The following is a 17,307-nucleotide window of genomic DNA, read 5'->3' as shown; positions in this document are numbered from 1 at the left end:
TTCCATGGCGAAGAAATCCATGATTGCGCGCGAGAACAAGCGCGCTCGAACCGCAGCTAAGTACGCCGAAAAGCGTCAAGAGCTGAAGGCGATCATCGCCAGTGCCGACGCTTCTGAAGAGGAGCGTTGGGAGGCTCAACTCAAGCTGCAACAACTGCCGCGCGATGCAAGCCCGGTACGTCAGCAACGTCGCTGTCGTATCACTGGTCGCCCCCACGCTGTCTACCGCAAATTCGGCCTGTGCCGTAACAAACTGCGTGAAGCAGCCATGCGTGGTGATGTCCCCGGCCTGGTTAAGTCCAGCTGGTAATACGGCAGACTTGAGGAGTCTTAAGTAATGAGTATGCAAGATCCGTTGGCAGATATGCTGACCCGCATCCGCAACGCCCTGGGCCGCGGAAAGGGCACTGTATCCATGCCTTCATCCAAATTGAAAGTAGCCGTAGCCAACGTCCTGAAAGACGAAGGTTATGTTACTGGTGTAGCGGTTAGCGAAGGCGCCAAGCCTGAGCTGACTATTGAACTGAAATACTTCCAGGGCAAGCCGGTTATCGCTGAGCTGGATCGTGTTTCACGTCCGGGCCTGCGTAACTACGCCGGTAAAAAAGCGCTGCCTTCTGTACGCGGCGGCCTGGGTATCGCCATCGTCTCCACCTCTCACGGTGTGATGACTGATCGCGCGGCCCGTCAGGCTGGTGTCGGCGGCGAAGTGCTTTGCACCGTATTCTAAGCGGGGGTTGAAATGTCTCGAGTAGCAAATGATCCAGTTCAGATCCCCGCTGGCGTTTCCATTGACCTGAAAGGTCAGGATATCGCTGTAAAAGGTGGCAATGGCAATCTGAACTTCAATATCCACAGCGATGTGGAAGTTAAGCAGGAAGAAAACCAGCTGACTTTTTCCGCGCGTAACGGCTCCAAGCAGTCACGTGCTCTGGCGGGTACCACTCGCGCGCTGGTTAACAACATGGTGGTCGGTGTCAGTCAGGGTTTCGAAAAGAAACTTCAGCTGAACGGCGTAGGTTACCGTGCGAAAGCATCCGGTAAGTCCGTCAACCTGACTCTCGGTTTCTCTCATCCGGTAGATTACGCACTGCCGGAAGGCGTTACCGCCGAAACCCCGAGCCAGACTGAAATCGTACTGAAGAGCAGCGACAAGCAGCTGTTAGGTCAAGTGGCCGCTGAGATCCGCGCATTCCGTCCGCCGGAGCCCTACAAAGGTAAGGGTGTCCGTTACGCCGATGAGCGCGTGTATCGCAAAGAGGCCAAGAAGAAGTAAGGCATAGATATGAACGTTAAGAAGCAATCTCGCTTGCGTCGTGCACGTCGTGCCCGCGCCAAGTTCCGTGAGCTGGGCGCCGTTCGCCTGACAGTGAACCGCACTCCTCGCCACATTTACGCACAGATCCTGTCTGCCGACGGCGACAAGGTATTGGCCGCTGCCTCTACTCTGGACAAGGACCTGCGTGAAAGCAAAACCGGTAACGTCGACGCTGCAAAAGCCGTTGGCACCCTGATCGCTGAGCGTGCCAAGGCCGCTGGCGTTGAAGCGGTAGCCTTCGATCGCAGCGGTTTCAAATACCATGGCCGTGTTAAGGCCCTGGCAGACGCTGCCCGTGAAGCCGGTCTGAAATTCTAAGGGTTGAGTTATGGCTAGAGATAAAGTCGAGAAGAGCAACGACGAAGGCCTCCAGGAAAAGCTGGTCCAGGTCAATCGTGTTGCCAAAACCGTAAAAGGTGGTCGTATCTTTGCGTTCACCGCTCTGACCGTAGTTGGCGACGGCAATGGTCGTGTTGGCTTCGGTCGTGGTAAGGCTCGTGAAGTGCCTGTTGCCATCCAGAAGGCAATGGAATCTGCGCGTCGCAACATGATCCAGGTAGACCTGAATGGTGACACCATTCAGTACGCTACCAACGGTCGCCACGGTGGTTCCAAGGTATACATGCAGCCCGCTTCCCAGGGTACCGGCGTAATTGCTGGCGGTGCTATGCGCTCCGTACTGGAAATGGCTGGCGTCCACAACGTACTGGCAAAATGCTACGGCTCTACCAACCCGGTAAACGTTGTACGCGCCACCTTCAGTGCGCTGGGTAAAATGAGTAGCCCAGAAGACGTTGCTGCAAAGCGCGGCAAGTCTGTGGAAGAAATCCTGAACTGATTCGGTTTCGGGTCGCAGTAGCAGAATCGTTGCGGCCCGTTCTGAACTTGCTTTGAGTGAATGAGTCATGGCTAAGAAGACCATCAAAGTCACCCAGGTCAAGAGCGTCGCTGGTCGTCTGAAAAATCATCAGGCGTGCGTCGCTGGTCTGGGTCTTCGCCGCATTGGTCACACTGTGGAAGTGGAAGACACTCCCTCTGTGCGCGGCATGATCAACAAAGTGAACTACCTCGTAAAAGTAGAGGAGGCGTAACATGCGTTTAAACGAGTTGTCTCCCGCTGAGGGTCACAAGCACAGCGCCAAGCGCGTTGGTCGCGGCATCGGTAGCGGCCTGGGTAAAACCGGCGGCCGTGGTCACAAGGGTCAGAAGGCCCGTTCCGGTGGTAGTGTTCGTCCGGGCTTCGAAGGCGGTCAGATGCCTTTGCAGAAGCGCCTGCCGAAGTACGGTTTCTCCTCTCGCGTTGGCCGCTTTGTTGCGGAAGTGCGTCTGGCGGAGCTGGCGAAGGTAGAAGGTGACACGATTGATTTGGCAGCGCTGAAAAATGCCGATATTATCGGCGGCCACATTAAGCGCGCCAAAGTGTTCCTTTCCGGTGAGCTGACCAAAGCGGTAACCGTGAAAGGTCTGGGCGTCACCAAAGGTGCTAAAGCGGCCATCGAAGCTGCTGGCGGAAAAGTAGAAGACTAAATCGAGGCCCCAATGGCACGACCAGGATCTGGTGTTAACTCCCTGGGTAACGGCAAGGGATTAGGCGAGCTTTGGGCTCGCCTTCGTTTTCTGTTTCTCGCGATACTTGTATATCGTTTAGGGACTCATATTCCGGTGCCCGGTATTGATCCGGAAAAGCTGGCGAACCTGTTTAATCAGAACCAGGGAACCATCCTTGGCCTGTTCAACATGTTCTCCGGTGGCGCACTGGAGCGGATGAGTATTCTGGCCCTCGGAATCATGCCTTACATCTCCGCGTCCATCATCATGCAGTTGATGACCGCGGTAACGCCTTCTCTGGAGGCGTTGAAAAAGGAAGGTGACGCAGGGCGCCGCAAGATCAACCAGTACACCCGTTATCTGACGGTTTTGCTGGCGCTGATCCAGGGTATCGGTATGACCTTCGGTCTGGCCGGTCAGAATCTGGCTTACTCTGCTGAGCCGGCATTCGGTTTCTATTTTGTGGCCGTTGTGTCACTGGTAACCGGTGCGGTGTTCATGATGTGGCTGGGAGAGCAGATCACTGAGCGCGGTGTAGGCAATGGTATTTCCATGCTGATCTTCGCCGGTATCGTTGCCGGGCTGCCCAGTGCAATCGGACAGGCCTTCGAGCAGGCGCGTCAGGGCGAGCTACATGTCCTGATGTTACTGGCGATCGGTTTTGTGGCGCTTGCAGTGGTCTACTTCGTAGTGGTTATGGAGCGCGGTCAACGCCGTATCACCATCAATCACGCGCGGCGCCAGGCGGGTCGTTACTCGCAGGCGCCGGCTGCACAGTCCAGCCACTTGCCGCTGAAGGTAAACATGGCCGGTGTTATTCCGGTGATTTTTGCCAGCAGTATCCTGCTGTTCCCCGCCACTCTGGCGCAGTGGTTCGGTCAGGGTGGTGAAGGTATCGGTGCGCAGATCCTGCAGTGGATGGCGCTCCAGCTGGGCCCCGGTCAGCCGCTGAACATTATTCTGTTCGCACTGTTGATTGGCTTCTTCTGCTTCTTCTATACGGCGTTGATGTTCAACCCCAACGAAGTAGCGGACAACCTGAAGAAATCCGGTGCCTATGTGCCCGGTATCCGCCCCGGAGAGCAGACCGCGCGTTATATCGACAGCGTTCTGACTCGCCTGACACTGGTGGGTGCCTGCTACATCGCGCTGGTATCCCTGCTGCCGCAGTTCCTGGTGGTCGGGCTGAACATTCCTTTCTACCTGGGAGGTACTTCGCTGCTGATCGTTGTGGTCGTAGTGATGGACTTCATGGCGCAGGTGCAGTCGCACTTGTTGTCTCACCAGTACGAAGGGTTGATGAAAAAGGCGAATCTGCAAAGCTACGGCCGCCGTTGATCGGTATCCACAGCAGCAGGATTGAATTGAGGTAAGGTCATGAAAGTACGCGCTTCTGTAAAAAAGATCTGCCGTAACTGCAAAATCGTACGTCGCAAAGGCGTTCTGCGGGTAATCTGCAGCGCCGAGCCGCGTCACAAGCAGCGGCAGGGCTAATCGGGATAGCACAGCTTGCGCTGTGCTTACCGAATAGCGACCCCGCCAAGGATGGCCGGGGTGGTGTCCGCCCTCAGGGATGGAATGCAGTGGCACCAATTGTTCGTGAAAGAATTTGCTTTTTGGCACAGCCCCGTGCTAAAAGGCACCACCGCGAGTCACCCGGCTCGTGGACGAGACCCAGAAGTCGACCCAGGTTGGCTTTGAAAGTCTCAAACAGGGGGCGTTGACTGTCGTCCGCTTTACCTTGGGTTTCGGCTCCGGGAAGGCGGGCTATTGCAATTTGGTGTATGAAAAGCTATTCTTGCGCGCCTTTTTGGTGGTGCTGGTGGCTTTTTATTCGCTGTCAGCGCCGAATCGAGAATTGAGCCGCGCCATTACCAAAACAGCGCTGGTTCACAATACGTGGAGTACGCCTCTATGGCACGTATTGCTGGTGTCAATGTACCAGACCACAAGCACGCCGTGATCTCCCTGACCCATATCTATGGTGTCGGTCGCACTACGGCGAAATCTATTCTGGCAGCGGTAGGTATCGCTGAATCCACCAAACTTCGTGATCTGTCCGAAGACCAGATCGAAACCATCCGCGGTGAAGTTGCAAAACTGACCGTTGAAGGTGATCTGCGTCGTGAAGTATCCATGAACATCAAACGTTTGATGGACCTGGGTTGCTTCCGCGGTCTGCGCCACCGTCGCAGTCTGCCGCTTCGCGGTCAGCGCACCAAGACTAACGCCCGTACCCGTAAGGGTCCGCGCAAGCCGATTCGCAAGTAACTGTTTCAGTTACTGCGTCGCGCAAGTCTTCACACGTATAGGATTTAGGATACAGGTATGGCTAAGCCAAAAACTACTGTTCGCAAAAAGGTCAAAAAGACCGTTGTCGACGGTGTTGCCCACATCCACGCATCGTTCAACAACACGATCGTGACGATCACTGACCGTCAGGGCAACACTCTGAGCTGGGCTACCGCTGGTGGTTCCGGTTTCCGTGGCTCGCGTAAGAGCACCCCATTCGCAGCCCAGGTTGCTGCTGAACGCGCAGGTACTGCCGCTCAGGAGTATGGCCTGAAAAACCTTGATGTCGAAGTTAAGGGCCCCGGCCCGGGTCGCGAATCTGCCGTTCGCGCTCTCAACAACTGCGGCTACAAGATCACCAACATCACCGACGTGACGCCAATTCCGCATAACGGTTGTCGTCCGCCCAAGAAACGTCGCGTGTAAGAGGGGGTTGACGAAATGGCACGATATATTGGACCAAAATGTAAGCTTTCCCGTCGGGAAGGTACCGATCTTCAGCTGAAAAGTGGCGTTCGCCCGCACGAGTCAAAGTGCCGCGCGGAAACCAAGCCTGGCGTTCATGGCGCCGGTCGCGGTCGCCTGTCCGACTACGGTGTTCAGCTGCGTGAAAAGCAAAAAGTACGCCGCATCTACGGCGTGCTGGAAAAGCAGTTCCGTAACTACTATAAGGAAGCGGCGCGCCTGAAAGGTGCAACGGGTGAAAACCTGCTGAAGCTGCTGGAAAAACGCCTCGATAACGTGGTTTACCGCATGGGCTTCGGCTCTACTCGCTCTGAAGCGCGTCAGCTGGTCTCCCACAAGGCGATTCTGGTAAACGGCAGCACCGTTAACATCCCTTCCTACCAGGTTAAGGAAGGCGATGTGATCGCTATCCGTGAGAAATCTAAAAAGCAGATGCGTATCCAGAACTCCGTTTCCCTCGCTGCACAGCGCGGTGACGTTGAGTGGGTAGACGTGAATGCGAGCAAGCTGGAAGGTACCTTCAAGCGTGTTCCGGATCGCGTGGATCTGCCGGCAGAGATCAATGAAAACCTTATCGTGGAACTCTACTCCAAGTAAGGCTCTGTTCCATTTAAGGAATAAAACTGTAATACAGGTATGGCTATGCAGACTGCTGTCAACGAGTTTTTGACACCTCGTCGTATTGACGTCACCGAGTACAACCAGAACCACGCTAAAGTGGTTCTGGAACCGCTGGAGCGTGGTTTCGGCCACACTCTAGGCAACGCGCTGCGCCGCATCCTGCTGTCCTCCATGCCGGGCTGCGCCGTCACTGAAGTTGAGATCGACGGTGTTGAGCACGAGTACAGCGCAATTGAGGGTGTGCAGGAAGACGTAATCGAAATCCTGCTCAACCTGAAGGAAATTGCGGTGGTGATGCACGGCAAGGACCAGGCAGTGCTGAGCCTTAGCAAGAAAGGCCCGGGTGCCGTGACTGCTGGCGACATTCAGGTGGACCACGACATTGAAATCGTGAACCCTGAGCACGTGATCGCCAACATCACCGGTGACGTGGAACTCAACCTGCGTCTGACCGTCGCGCGCGGCCGTGGCTACCAGCCCGCCGACGCTCGCCGTGAAGACGAAGAAGAGACCCGCTCCATCGGCCGCCTGCAGCTCGACGCTTCCTTCGGCCCGGTTCGTCGCGTTTCCTACAGCGTAGAATCTGCGCGTGTAGAGCAGCGTACCGACCTCGACAAGCTGGTTCTGGACCTGGAGACCAACGGTACTCTGGATCCTGAAGAAGCAATCCGTCGCGCCGCCACGATTCTGCAGCAACAGCTTGCAGTATTCGTGGACCTCGAAGGCGAGAAGGATGCCCAGCCGGAAGCGAAGGAAGAGGAAGTTGATCCGGTGCTGTTGCGTCCGGTAGACGACCTGGAACTGACTGTGCGTTCGGCCAACTGTCTGAAAGCGGAAAACATCTACTATATCGGCGACCTGATTCAGCGTACCGAAGTAGAGCTGCTGAAGACCCCGAACCTGGGTAAGAAGTCCCTGACAGAGATCAAGGACGTTCTGGCTTCCCGTGGTCTGTCCCTGGGTATGCGCCTCGAGAACTGGCCGCCGGCCAGCCTCAAGGGCGACAGCAAGCTGAGCTCCCTGTAAAGCGTTTGTGGCGCGGGCCTTGCCCGCCCGCGTGAAGAAAACCGAGTGGTGTGCGCGACCTGCAAGCACCGCTCCCAGACGACTTGCTGAGAAAGCAATCGAAGTCGTGAGGAATTGAGTTATGCGTCATCGTTATAGTGGCCGTAAATTCAGTCGTACCAGCTCTCACCGCAAGGCCATGTTCAAAAACATGACCGCCTCTCTGGTAGAGCACGAACTGATCAAAACCACACTGCCCAAAGCCAAGGAGCTGCGCCGCGTTGCTGAGCCGCTGATTACCCTGGCCAAGAAAGACAGTGTTGCCAACCGCCGTCTGGCTTTCGCTCGTATCCGTGACAAGGATGCCGTGCGCAAGCTGTTCGACGAACTGGGTCCCCGTTACGAAGCCCGTCCGGGCGGATACATCCGCATTCTGAAATGCGGTTTCCGTGCAGGCGATAAGGCTCCGATGGCCTACGTGGAGCTGGTGGATCGTCCGGTAGCGGACGAGACTGCGGAAGCAGCTGAAGCCTGAGGCGTCTCGCTTTAAGGTTATCGGTATTTGCAGGTTGCAGATCCCGAGCAAAGGAAAGCCGGTCATCGACCGGCTTTTCTTGTTTCAGAAGCATACTTATTTGAGGAAGTGGTGATGTTCCATTCCCTGGACGATTTGCTCAAAATCCTGAATCCTCAGGTTGTTGGTAGCTTGAAGCGCGCCATAGAGCTTGGCAAGTGGCCAAATGGCGTTGCCCTGACTGACCAGCAGCGATCGTTGTGCGGAGAAGCAGTTGCACACTGGGAGCAGCGCCATGCCGATCCGGAATCCCGCGTGGGATATGTGCCCCCAAAGGCGACTCCCTGTGCGGACAAGCACGAAGACGAGCGCATTACCTGGGTGGATTCCTGAAGGTTGCGTCGAGCGTTGCAACCATATACGCCTTCAACTGGTGCAATAGGCGCCTACGAAGCGCTTGTGCTAAAGCACCTCTGACGCAACACGATTTCTTCGTGGAGCGGTAGCGATTGTCCAGTTTTGAATACAGCAGCGCCGCTACACTTGCATAGAGAAAAGAGGCCGGATGCTACCGGCCTCTTATCTATCTGGATGATTCGCTGAGGTTATCGGCTGTAATCGATATTCACCTCGAAGAAGTGATCCACGCAGCGTGCATAGTCACCTTCGATAAATGCAGAAAAGCGCGTCTGGTAACCAACCAGTTTGCAGGCATAGCTTTTGCCGTTTGGATACTGCGGATCCCAGCTCCAGTCCTGCTCCCAGTAAATATCCAGCGCCCCGGCGCCGCCCACGGCAAAGCGGTCCATACCCGCGCAACCCAGAACTTCACTACTATCAATCGCGACGCCGAGGTAATCGGCAAAGTTGCGGTAGTAGTCAATTCGGTTTTGCGATTGCGCATGCTCATTGCTGCCGCCACATTCGATCCCGCCGTTGATGATCATGGTAGTGACCCCGAACCCCGGCACCAGGCCGCTGTTCAAGTCCTGGCTGTTGGGCTGCCAGGTGCCGTCGATCACGTGCAGCATGCTGGGTTTTGGGGGCTGGGGGTAAACAAAGAAAAAGACCGCACTGGCAAGATTGAGCCAGGTGTCCGCAACCAGGTTGGGCTCCTGTAACAGTACGCCCACATCGTCAAACATCGCAGCGGAAAACGGGCCGTAATTGTAGTTGTAGCTCAGCTGTTTGGCGCCTCGACCAAAATAGCTTTTGTAGCTGCCGTCGGCGAAGGTCGCACAGGGCCATTGCTGTGCCTGCCAGGTAGATGTGTCACAGATACCGTAGCCATTCGGCATGCTCTCGCTCCATCCTTGTTCGCGGATGAAGTACAAACCCTGCCGCCATTCGGGCTCGCTCCAGTGGGGTGTGTGGCCACCAGTTTCCTGGGTAAAGTGCGCGAACATGGTGGCGAGGGATTTACGGCAGATCGCGTCGGCATCGCGGCCATCATTATAGTCACCGCAAAAAGCGGGGAACTTCGCCACCGCACGTAAAAAGTTGCTGTAGGAATACTCTGCCGCGCGCACCGGAAACAGGAAGTCCCAGTCCGAGTTGTCGACGATGGATTCGACTCGCTGCACATTCGCAGGGTTTTCGGCTCTACCGGGAACAACGGCTTCTACCGCGGAATTTTCCCGCGTTACGATGGATGCCTTTACCTGGGAAAACAGTGGGCTGGAAGTCAGCTCAGATTCCCTGGCCTCGAGCGTACTCAACGGGATGGTGAAGCCATCCTGACTGCACCGCTGCTCGATCACAACCGAATCGGTTGCCACTAGCTCGCCGTTGGTCATTTGCAGTTCAAAACTGTAGGACGCTTCCGTGCCGGGATCCGGCAGGTTCACCTGTGTGGTTGTGGCATTGGGTGAAAGGATTTCTGCCGCCGGTCCACCGGTCTGGCGCCACGAGAAGACGAAGGTCTCTCCCTCGGGGTAGCTGGAACCCTCTGCGCTCAGGGTGACACTGGCCGGACAGCCGGAAACGGATCCCGGCGCGGTAATCACAGCTTCGGTCACCCGGGGAACGGTGGTGCCGCTTCGCTGCAGTACGGTAGTCGTGGCGTAATCGGATTCTGTGGCGTCCGCCACGGTAAGCCGGAACTCGTAGAGGGTGTCGGCTTCGACCTCCGGAAGGTCCACCTGGGTGCCGCTCGCACCCGGAGCGTGGATCGTCGCGAGCGGGGACTGCGGAGAGATCTGTGCCCAGGTAAAGTTAAGCGCGTCGCCGTCCGGGTCAGTGGACAGGCTCCCGTCCAGCGCGATGCTGCCGGCACCGGTTATTTCCGCGGGTGTGGCGGTGGCGCTGGCGACGGGTGCCCGGTTGCTGCCGTCATCGAGGCAGGCTCCGGGTTTGTCGACAACCCAGGGGCTATCCCAGCTGTTGGTGGCGGTGTAGGCGTCTTCCGGGGAGTCGCCCGGTCCCGCCCACCACTGGGCGCGGAACAGGTCCTGTTGATAACACACAAGGCTGCCGCCGGAATAGCTTTGTCCGGCCTCGTAGGCTTCTGCTGGCAGCGCAGCGTTGGTTGGCACGGAGACCAGGGCAAGCAGTGGCAGCAGGGCGCAAAAGGTGCTCGTGCGGTGTTTTCTTGCTGATACATTGGTTGTGGATATGGCCATCGGCCGGGATCGAGTGAGCATGTCTTCTCCATTTATTTTTATTTCTTTTGTCGCTTAAGCAACGCTTTGACAGCGCTGTCATTCGCGTGGGAGAAGTTAGCGAAAGCACTTGCCGGGTGGAAGGGGATAGAGCGCCAATTCCGTGACGGGCTGCCCGGGCTGGCACATCGCTGGCACGACACTGGCGACGAGGCCAGGACGATGCGCCGGGTTTCACAGCAGGTTTGCGAGCTGGTCGAGCAGTCGGGACTTGTCCTTGAGGATGCGGTGGGCACTGCGCAGCGACACGACTTCAAAATCCAGCCGCGCACCGGCCGTCAGCTGCCCCAGACGGTGCAGGTCCGCGCTGATCACATGGGCGATTCTCGGGTAGCCGCCGATGGTCTGCCCTTCCACAAAGCTGACAATCGGCAGGCCATTTGGGGGGACCTGCACCGTCCCCATACACAGCCCGGAGGAAATCTGCTGCGGCAGATCCGCCACCGGAAGGGGCGCGCCTTCGAGACGGATGCCCATGCGGTTGCTCTGGGGGGAAACCGTAAAGCCGCCCCCGTAAAACCGCGCCAGTGTGGCGGTGGAAAAGTACTGTGCCTCGAGCCCCGGTACCACACGCAACAGGGGGCGGGCCCGATAGTCCAGGCGGTACTGCGCGGGCAGTGCCCGCCGTGATTCTGCGCGGCAGTGATGCAGTGCCAACAGATCACCGGCGCGAAGTGCCCGCCCGTGCAGTCCGCCAAACCCGGAGATTACATGGGTGGAAAAACTGCCAAAGCTGGCAGTGAGGTCCATTTGCCCCGCCAGCGCAATATAGGCGCGCGCGCCGGATCTGAGTGCGCCGAAACGAAGCCGGTCGCCGGCGCGCAGTGGAATCACCTCGTCGTTTTCCACCAGGCTGTCATTGTGGAACAGATCAAAGCGGGCACCGGTCACCGCAATCGACACGTCGTCGGTAACGTCAATTTCAGGCCCGGTCACCGCCACCTCCAGGCAGGGGTGTGAAGCCGGGTTGCGCAGCAGCAGGTTACCCAGGGCCATGGCGAAGGTATCCGCGGCGCCTCCGCGGGAAAGTCCCCAGCGGAGATTGCCCGGTCGCCCCCCGTTCTGCACCGTGGTTTGCAATCCGGGTTTGATAATACGCAAGGCCATCACCCGGCCTCCGAGGGGGGGAGGGGGGCGTCCAGCGGGAATTTTTCCATCGCGGTCAGCGGGTCGATCGCGGCGAATTGCTCCGCGCTGATGGCGACAAACTGTACCCGGTCCAGGGGGCGGGCGATGAAGGCGGGCTGCTGCTGCGGGCGAAACAGCGCGAGTGGCGTGCGGCCGATGATCTGCCAGCCGCCGGGGGTCGCCTGGGGATAGATTCCGGTCTGGGCTCCGCCGATACCCACTGACCCCGCCGGGACATTCAGCGCCGGCCGCGCCTTGCGTGGGCAGTGCAGCTTTTGATCCAGGCCGCCGAGGTAGAGAAACCCCGGGGTAAAGCCGAGCATGTGCACCAGGTACCTGGGCGCCGTGTGGCGGCTGACGACCTCCTGTGCGGTGAGTCCGGACTGCTCGCAGACGGTGTGCATGTCCGGTGCAAATTCGCTGTCGTAACACACCGGTATCCGGATCAGGGAACGACCGCTGTGCGCATATGTCTCCTGAGACAGTATCTGGTTTGTCAGCGCGCGCAGTGTGTTTTCCAGTTCTGACATTTCCGCTGCGCCGGAACCGGCGCCGGGAAGTCGCAGTGGGTCGAAACACACCGTGAGGCACTGGTAGGCGGGCACCAGCTCGGTGACCGCCCTGATCGATGCTGACTCGATGGCGTCGGCGAGGGCGATGATCCGTTCACTGAGCAACTCGCCGGGGGCCTGGTCAAAGCGGATATCCAGCGCCGCGTCACCATTCGGCTGAATTTCAAACATCCGCTCTTTCAGCATGTGTGGATTCCGGCACACAGCAACTCCTGCTGCAACGACTGGGCGATGGATTCCGCCTCCGGGTTATCGCCGTGCAGGCAGATACTGTCAACGGAAAACTGCAGCGGCCTTCCGTCAATGGATAAAAACGATTTGCCGGTTGTGAGCGCCACAGCCTGCGCCAGGCACTGTTCGAAATCCTGGATGACCGACCCGGACATGCTGCGGGGAGCGAGCTGGTTGTAGTCCAGATAGCGTCGATCCATAAAGCCCTCGCGCAACAGCGGGTGGCGGTACTTTCTCGCGGCCCGCTCCATGGCGGCATTGGCCAGTACCAGAACCTTGAGATTGGCGAACTCCCGGGAGATCAGGCGCAACAAGTCTTCCGCGAGACCCGTATCGGCCTCGGCATCGTTGTAGAGCGCACCGTGCAGTTTGATATGGGTAAGCTCTACCTGCGCTGCCGCCGCATATTTTTGCAGGGTGTATATCTGCTCTCCCACGGAGGACAGCAGGGACTCTCGCGAAAGCGCGGGTGAGATGCGCCCAAAATTTTCCCGGTCCGGGTAGCCCGGATGCGCGCCCGCGGCGATACCGGCTTTGCGGGCATTTTCCAGTGACAGTGCCATGGTGGTCGCGTTGCCGGCATGACCGCCACAGGCAATATTGCAGCGGGAAAGGTACGGCATGATCCGCGCGTCCCGCGCGCAGTCCTCCGCAGTCTCGCCTTCACCCAGGTCGCAGTTGATATCAATGGTGTGCATGGTAATTCCGTCTACATCTCCGTATTTGCGTGGGTGGTGATTCCGGTTGCGCGATCACAGCCAGCCGAAGGCGGCGAGCAGGCTGCGTCCGCCGAGCACGACTGAAATCACCAGTACCAGTAGACCCAGGGCATTCTGCCACCAGGCGTTGCGGTACAGGCCGAGTCGGGAGCTGTTCATTGTCCACAGCAGAAAGGCGGTGACGATGGGCAGCAGCAGTCCGTTGGCGATCTGTGCGAACCAGATCAGGCGCAGCGGCCGGATCCCCTGGATCGCCACCAGAGCGCCAATCACGATGATCGCCAGCCAGATAGCGCGAAAGTGTATCGCCTTAAGGTCCGGCGATTTGCCGAGTATGCCGCACAGGGCATAGGCCGACGCCAGCGGTGCCGTCAGCGCCGAGGATATTCCTGCCGCAAATAACCCGACTCCCATGCAGTAGCGTGCACTGGTGCCGAACAGGGGCTCCAGCGAGCGCGCCATTTCACTGGCGCTGGAAATGGACAGCTGTTGGGCGAAAAAGGCCGATGCGGCCGTCGACGCGATCGCGATGGATATCAGTCCGCCGAGTGGAATGGAGAAAAATATATCCCGGCGTGCCAGCGGCAGCTGTTCGGCGGACTGCCATTTCTGGCTGACACTCGAACTGTGCAGGAACAGGTTGTAGGGCACCACCGTGGTACCGATCAGCGCGATGGCGGTCAGTGTTGCGCCGGCGGGCAGGGAGGGAACCAGCAGCCCGGATAACAGGGCACCCATATCCGGGCGCGACAGCGCAAAGGTGAGTAGAAAAGCGAGGCTCATCAGCGCGACCAGAGCGATCAATGCCCGTTCGATCGTCCGGTAACTGCCACTCCAGAGCAGCGCGGCGGCAATTGCTGCGACTGCTATAGGCCACAGGGTGCCGGTGTCGGCGGGCTCCGCGCCGGCTTCTGTCAGCAGTTTCAGGCCGGCACTGGCTCCCGCCAGGTTGCCGCTTTCATAGGCGGCGTTGCCGATAACGATGGCGCTGACCACAAGCGCCATCGCGGGCCAGCGCCACAGTGGCCGCTGCAACGCGTCGCGGATGTTTTCGCCGAGCCCGCGGCCGGTCACCAGTCCCAGGCGCGCAGCCATTTCCTGCAGGATGATGCTCGCCAGCATGGCGAACAGCAGTGCCCACAAAAGGGCGTAACCGTAGTTGGCGCCGGCAAGGCTCGCGGTAATCACCGTACCGGGCCCGATAAAGGCCGCCGCCACCATGGCGGCGGGGCCGATACTCAGGGAGTTTTTTATTTTCAGCATTTGCGTCCCTGCGAATGGATAGTTCTGCCTGTAAAGGGATAGATTGCGCGATCAGCGGGCCTTGAGCATGGACTTCAGGAAACGTCCGGTATGTGACCCCTTCACCTTGGCGACCTGCTCCGGGGTGCCGGTAGCGATGATCTCGCCGCCCCCCGAGCCGCCTTCCGGGCCCAGGTCCACAATCCAGTCCGCGGTCTTGATGACGTCCAGGTTGTGTTCGATCACCACGATGGTGTTGCCGTGGTCGCGCAAGCGGTGCAGAACGTCCAGCAGCAGCTGGATATCGGCGAAGTGCAGGCCGGTGGTGGGCTCGTCGAGAATATACAGGGTCTGGCCGGTATCGCGCTTGGACAGTTCGCGGGACAGTTTCACCCGCTGCGCCTCACCGCCGGACAGGGTGGTCGCCGCCTGGCCGAGTTTGATGTAGGAAAGGCCGACATCCATCAGGGTCTGCAACTTCTTGGCGATCGACGGCACCGGGTCGAAAAACTCCCGCGCATCCTCCACGGTCATTTCCAGCACTTCGTGGATATTTTTGCCCTTGTAGTGCACCTCGAGAGTCTCGCGGTTATAGCGCTTGCCCTTGCAGGTGTCGCAGGGCACGTAGATGTCGGGCAGAAAGTGCATTTCCACCTTGATCACACCGTCGCCCTGGCAGGCTTCGCAGCGACCGCCCTTGACGTTGAAGCTGAAACGACCGGGCTTGTAACCGCGGGAGCGCGCTTCCTGGGTTCCGGAAAACAGCTCGCGGATCGGAGTGAAAATACCGGTGTAGGTGGCGGGGTTGGAACGCGGCGTGCGGCCGATGGGACTCTGGTCGATGTCCACACACTTGTCGAAGTGGCCCAGCCCCTCGATGTCTTTGTGCGCCGACGCCTTGAGCGTGGTGGCCTTGTTCAGCGCGGTGGCCGCCAGCGGGTACAGGGTGGTGTTGATCAGGGTGGACTTGCCGGATCCGGAGACGCCGGTCACGCAGGTGAATAGCCCCACCGGAATTTCCAGGTCCACATTTTTCAGGTTGTTGCCGGTGGCGCCCTTGATGCGCAGTACCTCGCCCGTGGCGGGGTTGCGTTTTTTCGGGATCGCAATCTCTTTCACACCGGACAGGTACTGGCCGGTAAGTGAGCGTTCACAGGCTGCGATTTCTTCATGGGTGCCGGCGGCGACCACTTCGCCACCGTGCACTCCGGCACCGGGGCCGATATCCACGATAAAGTCTGCCGCGCGGATCGCGTCTTCATCGTGCTCCACCACAATCACGGTGTTGCCGATGTCGCGCAGGTGCGTGAGGGTATTCAGCAGTCGCTCGTTGTCCCGCTGGTGCAGGCCGATGGAGGGCTCGTCGAGAATGTACATCACGCCGACAAGGCCGGCGCCGATCTGGCTCGCCAGGCGAATACGCTGGGCTTCCCCGCCGGACAGGGTCTCGGCACTGCGGTTCAGGGTCAGGTAATTGAGGCCCACGTCCACCAGGAAACGAAAACGGTCGCGCAGCTCTTTGAGGATCTTGTCCGCGATTTCCTTCTGCGCGCCCTTGAACTTCAGCTGGTTGGCGAAGTATTCGAAGGCATCCCCAACCGGCAACTCGGTGATTTGCGACAGGGTGCGGTTGTCGACAAACACATTGCGCGCCTCCCGGCGCAGGCGGGTGCCGCTACAGTCGGGGCATTTCTGGGTGCTGAGGTATTTGGCCAGCTCCTCGCGCACCGACTGGGATTCGGTATCCCGGTAGCGGCGCTGGAAATTGGGGATGATGCCCTCAAAGGTGTGGCGGCGGATGGTGACGTCGCCGCGATCGTTGACATAGCTGAAATCGATAGGGGTGTCGCCGCTGCCGTGCAGGATGACCTCGCGATCGCGCTTGCGCAGTTTCTTCCACGGCTTGTCGAGGTCGAAGTCGTAGTGCTCCGCGAGGGAATCCAGCATGTGGTAGTAGTAGATGTTGCGGCGGTCCCAGCCGCGAATGGCGCCCTCGGAGATGCTGCTCTCCGCATCGAGGATCACTTTGTCCTCGTCAAAGAACTGCTTTACACCGAGTCCGTCGCAGGCCGGGCAGGCGCCAGCGGGGTTGTTGAACGAAAACAGCCGCGGTTCCAGCTCGTCCAGTGAGTAGTCACATACCGGGCAGGCGTGGCGGGCGGAAAACAGGCGGTCTTCCTGGTCGCCGTCCATAAAACTGATGGAGGCGATGCCGTCGGTGAGATTGAGTGCGGTCTCGAAGGACTCGGCCAGGCGCAGCTGCAGGTCGTCGCGCACCTTGAAGCGGTCCACCACCACTTCGATGGTATGTTTTTTGCGTTTATCCAGCTTGGGGGTGTCATCCAGGTCGCACACCGTGCCGTCGATGCGTGCGCGCACGAAGCCGTCGCGGCGCAGCTGCTCGAATACATGCAGGTGCTCACCCTTGCGGTCGCGGATTACCGGTGCCAGCAGCATGATCTTGCTGCCCTCCGGCAGCGCGAGTACCTGATCCACCATCTGGCTCACGGTCTGCGCCTGCAGCGGTTCGTGGTGGTCCGGGCAGCGCGGTTCGCCCACGCGGGCAAACAGCAGGCGCAGGTAATCGTAGATCTCGGTAATGGTGCCCACGGTGGAGCGGGGGTTGTGGGACGTGGACTTCTGCTCGATGGAGATGGCCGGAGACAGGCCCTCTACGGTGTCCACGTCCGGTTTTTCCATCATCGACAGGAACTGGCGGGCGTAGGTCGAGAGCGACTCCACATAGCGCCGCTGGCCCTCGGCGTACAGCGTGTCGAAGGCGAGTGAGGACTTACCAGACCCCGACAGGCCGGTAATCACGATCAGCTTGTCGCGGGGAATATCCAGGTCGATATTCTTGAGGTTGTGGGTGCGCGCACCTCTGACGTAAATCGTGTCCACTGGGCGTCCTGTTGTGTCGCTGGCCCGGTTCGTTGTTGAACCGGGCGGGGGAAAACGGTCAAGTATAATCTGGCGTGCCACTGTGCGAAAA

General features: G+C 58.9%; 22 protein-coding genes. 16 read left to right on the top strand and 6 right to left on the bottom strand.

What is annotated here, in order from left to right; translation table 11 throughout:
* The first annotated feature begins 4 nt into the window (after positions 1-4).
* The 16 genes from rpsN to GTQ55_RS14610 all read left to right on the top strand — a co-directional run bounded on the left by rpsN (position 5) and on the right by GTQ55_RS14610 (position 8,156).
* Positions 5-310, top strand: a complete 306-nt coding sequence (gene rpsN, locus GTQ55_RS14685) for a 30S ribosomal protein S14 (RefSeq protein ID WP_161859413.1) — start codon at positions 5-7, stop codon at positions 308-310.
* 27 nt (positions 311-337) lie between these two features.
* Positions 338-730, top strand: coding sequence for a 30S ribosomal protein S8 (gene rpsH / locus GTQ55_RS14680; protein ID WP_161859412.1), 393 nt, complete (start codon positions 338-340; stop codon positions 728-730).
* 12 nt (positions 731-742) lie between these two features.
* Positions 743-1,276, top strand: a complete 534-nt coding sequence (gene rplF / locus GTQ55_RS14675; RefSeq protein ID WP_161859411.1) for a 50S ribosomal protein L6 — start codon at positions 743-745, stop codon at positions 1,274-1,276.
* A 9-nt stretch (positions 1,277-1,285) separates the two neighbouring features.
* Positions 1,286-1,636 (top strand): 50S ribosomal protein L18, encoded by a 351-nt coding sequence (gene rplR, locus GTQ55_RS14670; RefSeq protein WP_161859410.1) that lies wholly within the window; start codon positions 1,286-1,288, stop codon positions 1,634-1,636.
* 10 nt (positions 1,637-1,646) lie between these two features.
* On the top strand, positions 1,647-2,156 hold the full coding sequence (gene rpsE, locus GTQ55_RS14665; RefSeq protein ID WP_161859409.1) for a 30S ribosomal protein S5: 510 nt from the start codon (positions 1,647-1,649) through the stop codon (positions 2,154-2,156).
* Positions 2,157-2,223: 67 nt separating this feature from the next.
* Positions 2,224-2,409 carry a 50S ribosomal protein L30 gene (rpmD, locus tag GTQ55_RS14660; RefSeq protein WP_105101954.1) on the top strand — a complete coding sequence of 62 codons (186 nt, stop codon included), beginning with the start codon at positions 2,224-2,226 and terminating at the stop codon, positions 2,407-2,409.
* Position 2,410: 1 nt separating this feature from the next.
* Positions 2,411-2,845: a 50S ribosomal protein L15 gene (rplO, locus tag GTQ55_RS14655; protein WP_161859408.1), complete on the top strand. Its 435-nt coding sequence runs from the start codon at positions 2,411-2,413 to the stop codon at positions 2,843-2,845.
* Positions 2,846-2,857: 12 nt separating this feature from the next.
* Positions 2,858-4,204 (top strand): preprotein translocase subunit SecY, encoded by a 1,347-nt coding sequence (secY, locus tag GTQ55_RS14650; protein WP_161859407.1) that lies wholly within the window; start codon positions 2,858-2,860, stop codon positions 4,202-4,204.
* A 39-nt stretch (positions 4,205-4,243) separates the two neighbouring features.
* Positions 4,244-4,360 (top strand): 50S ribosomal protein L36, encoded by a 117-nt coding sequence (gene rpmJ, locus GTQ55_RS14645; protein ID WP_010133825.1) that lies wholly within the window; start codon positions 4,244-4,246, stop codon positions 4,358-4,360.
* A gap of 169 nt (positions 4,361-4,529) precedes the next feature.
* Positions 4,530-4,829, top strand: coding sequence for a hypothetical protein (locus tag GTQ55_RS14640; protein WP_161859406.1), 300 nt, complete (start codon positions 4,530-4,532; stop codon positions 4,827-4,829).
* Entirely contained in the window at positions 4,781-5,137 is a 357-nt protein-coding gene (gene rpsM / locus GTQ55_RS14635) for a 30S ribosomal protein S13 (protein ID WP_010133823.1), read from the top strand. The genes GTQ55_RS14640 and rpsM overlap by 49 nt, the downstream gene beginning before the upstream one ends.
* Before the next feature lie 57 nt (positions 5,138-5,194).
* A complete protein-coding gene (rpsK, locus tag GTQ55_RS14630) occupies positions 5,195-5,584 on the top strand; it encodes a 30S ribosomal protein S11 (RefSeq protein ID WP_043320820.1) in 390 nt (129 codons plus the stop codon).
* A gap of 15 nt (positions 5,585-5,599) precedes the next feature.
* On the top strand, positions 5,600-6,220 hold the full coding sequence (gene rpsD / locus GTQ55_RS14625; protein ID WP_161859405.1) for a 30S ribosomal protein S4: 621 nt from the start codon (positions 5,600-5,602) through the stop codon (positions 6,218-6,220).
* 45 nt (positions 6,221-6,265) lie between these two features.
* Positions 6,266-7,270: a DNA-directed RNA polymerase subunit alpha gene (locus GTQ55_RS14620; protein WP_066967158.1), complete on the top strand. Its 1,005-nt coding sequence runs from the start codon at positions 6,266-6,268 to the stop codon at positions 7,268-7,270.
* Positions 7,271-7,391: 121 nt separating this feature from the next.
* The gene (gene rplQ, locus GTQ55_RS14615; RefSeq protein WP_010133817.1) at positions 7,392-7,784 is read left to right on the top strand and encodes a 50S ribosomal protein L17; all 393 of its coding nucleotides are present in this window, start codon (positions 7,392-7,394) and stop codon (positions 7,782-7,784) included.
* Between the two features lie 114 nt (positions 7,785-7,898).
* Positions 7,899-8,156, top strand: coding sequence for a DUF1315 family protein (locus tag GTQ55_RS14610; protein ID WP_161859404.1), 258 nt, complete (start codon positions 7,899-7,901; stop codon positions 8,154-8,156).
* A 212-nt stretch (positions 8,157-8,368) separates the two neighbouring features.
* Here GTQ55_RS14610 and GTQ55_RS17785 read toward each other — a convergent pair whose 3' ends face one another.
* From GTQ55_RS17785 to uvrA, 6 genes are all read right to left on the bottom strand, one after another.
* The gene (locus GTQ55_RS17785; protein ID WP_202620628.1) at positions 8,369-10,405 is read right to left on the bottom strand and encodes a glycoside hydrolase family 19 protein; all 2,037 of its coding nucleotides are present in this window, start codon (positions 10,403-10,405) and stop codon (positions 8,369-8,371) included.
* Between the two features lie 192 nt (positions 10,406-10,597).
* Complete coding sequence (locus GTQ55_RS14600; RefSeq protein WP_161859403.1) at positions 10,598-11,530, bottom strand: 5-oxoprolinase subunit C family protein; 933 nt, start codon at positions 11,528-11,530, stop codon at positions 10,598-10,600.
* Positions 11,530-12,309 (bottom strand): 5-oxoprolinase subunit PxpB, encoded by a 780-nt coding sequence (pxpB, locus tag GTQ55_RS14595; protein WP_161859402.1) that lies wholly within the window; start codon positions 12,307-12,309, stop codon positions 11,530-11,532. The genes GTQ55_RS14600 and pxpB overlap by 1 nt, the downstream gene beginning before the upstream one ends.
* Positions 12,303-13,052 carry a 5-oxoprolinase subunit PxpA gene (pxpA, locus tag GTQ55_RS14590; protein ID WP_161859401.1) on the bottom strand — a complete coding sequence of 250 codons (750 nt, stop codon included), beginning with the start codon at positions 13,050-13,052 and terminating at the stop codon, positions 12,303-12,305. The genes pxpB and pxpA overlap by 7 nt, the downstream gene beginning before the upstream one ends.
* A gap of 54 nt (positions 13,053-13,106) precedes the next feature.
* Positions 13,107-14,336: an Nramp family divalent metal transporter gene (locus GTQ55_RS14585; RefSeq protein WP_161859400.1), complete on the bottom strand. Its 1,230-nt coding sequence runs from the start codon at positions 14,334-14,336 to the stop codon at positions 13,107-13,109.
* Between the two features lie 51 nt (positions 14,337-14,387).
* Positions 14,388-17,216 carry an excinuclease ABC subunit UvrA gene (uvrA, locus tag GTQ55_RS14580; RefSeq protein WP_161859399.1) on the bottom strand — a complete coding sequence of 943 codons (2,829 nt, stop codon included), beginning with the start codon at positions 17,214-17,216 and terminating at the stop codon, positions 14,388-14,390.
* Positions 17,217-17,307: the final 91 nt, after the last annotated feature.

This window comes from Microbulbifer hydrolyticus (assembly GCF_009931115.1).
Taxonomy (GTDB): Bacteria; Pseudomonadota; Gammaproteobacteria; order Pseudomonadales; family Cellvibrionaceae; genus Microbulbifer; species Microbulbifer hydrolyticus.
Note: the sequence above shows the minus strand (reverse complement) of the source record. Positions and strands in the feature narration are given on the sequence as shown.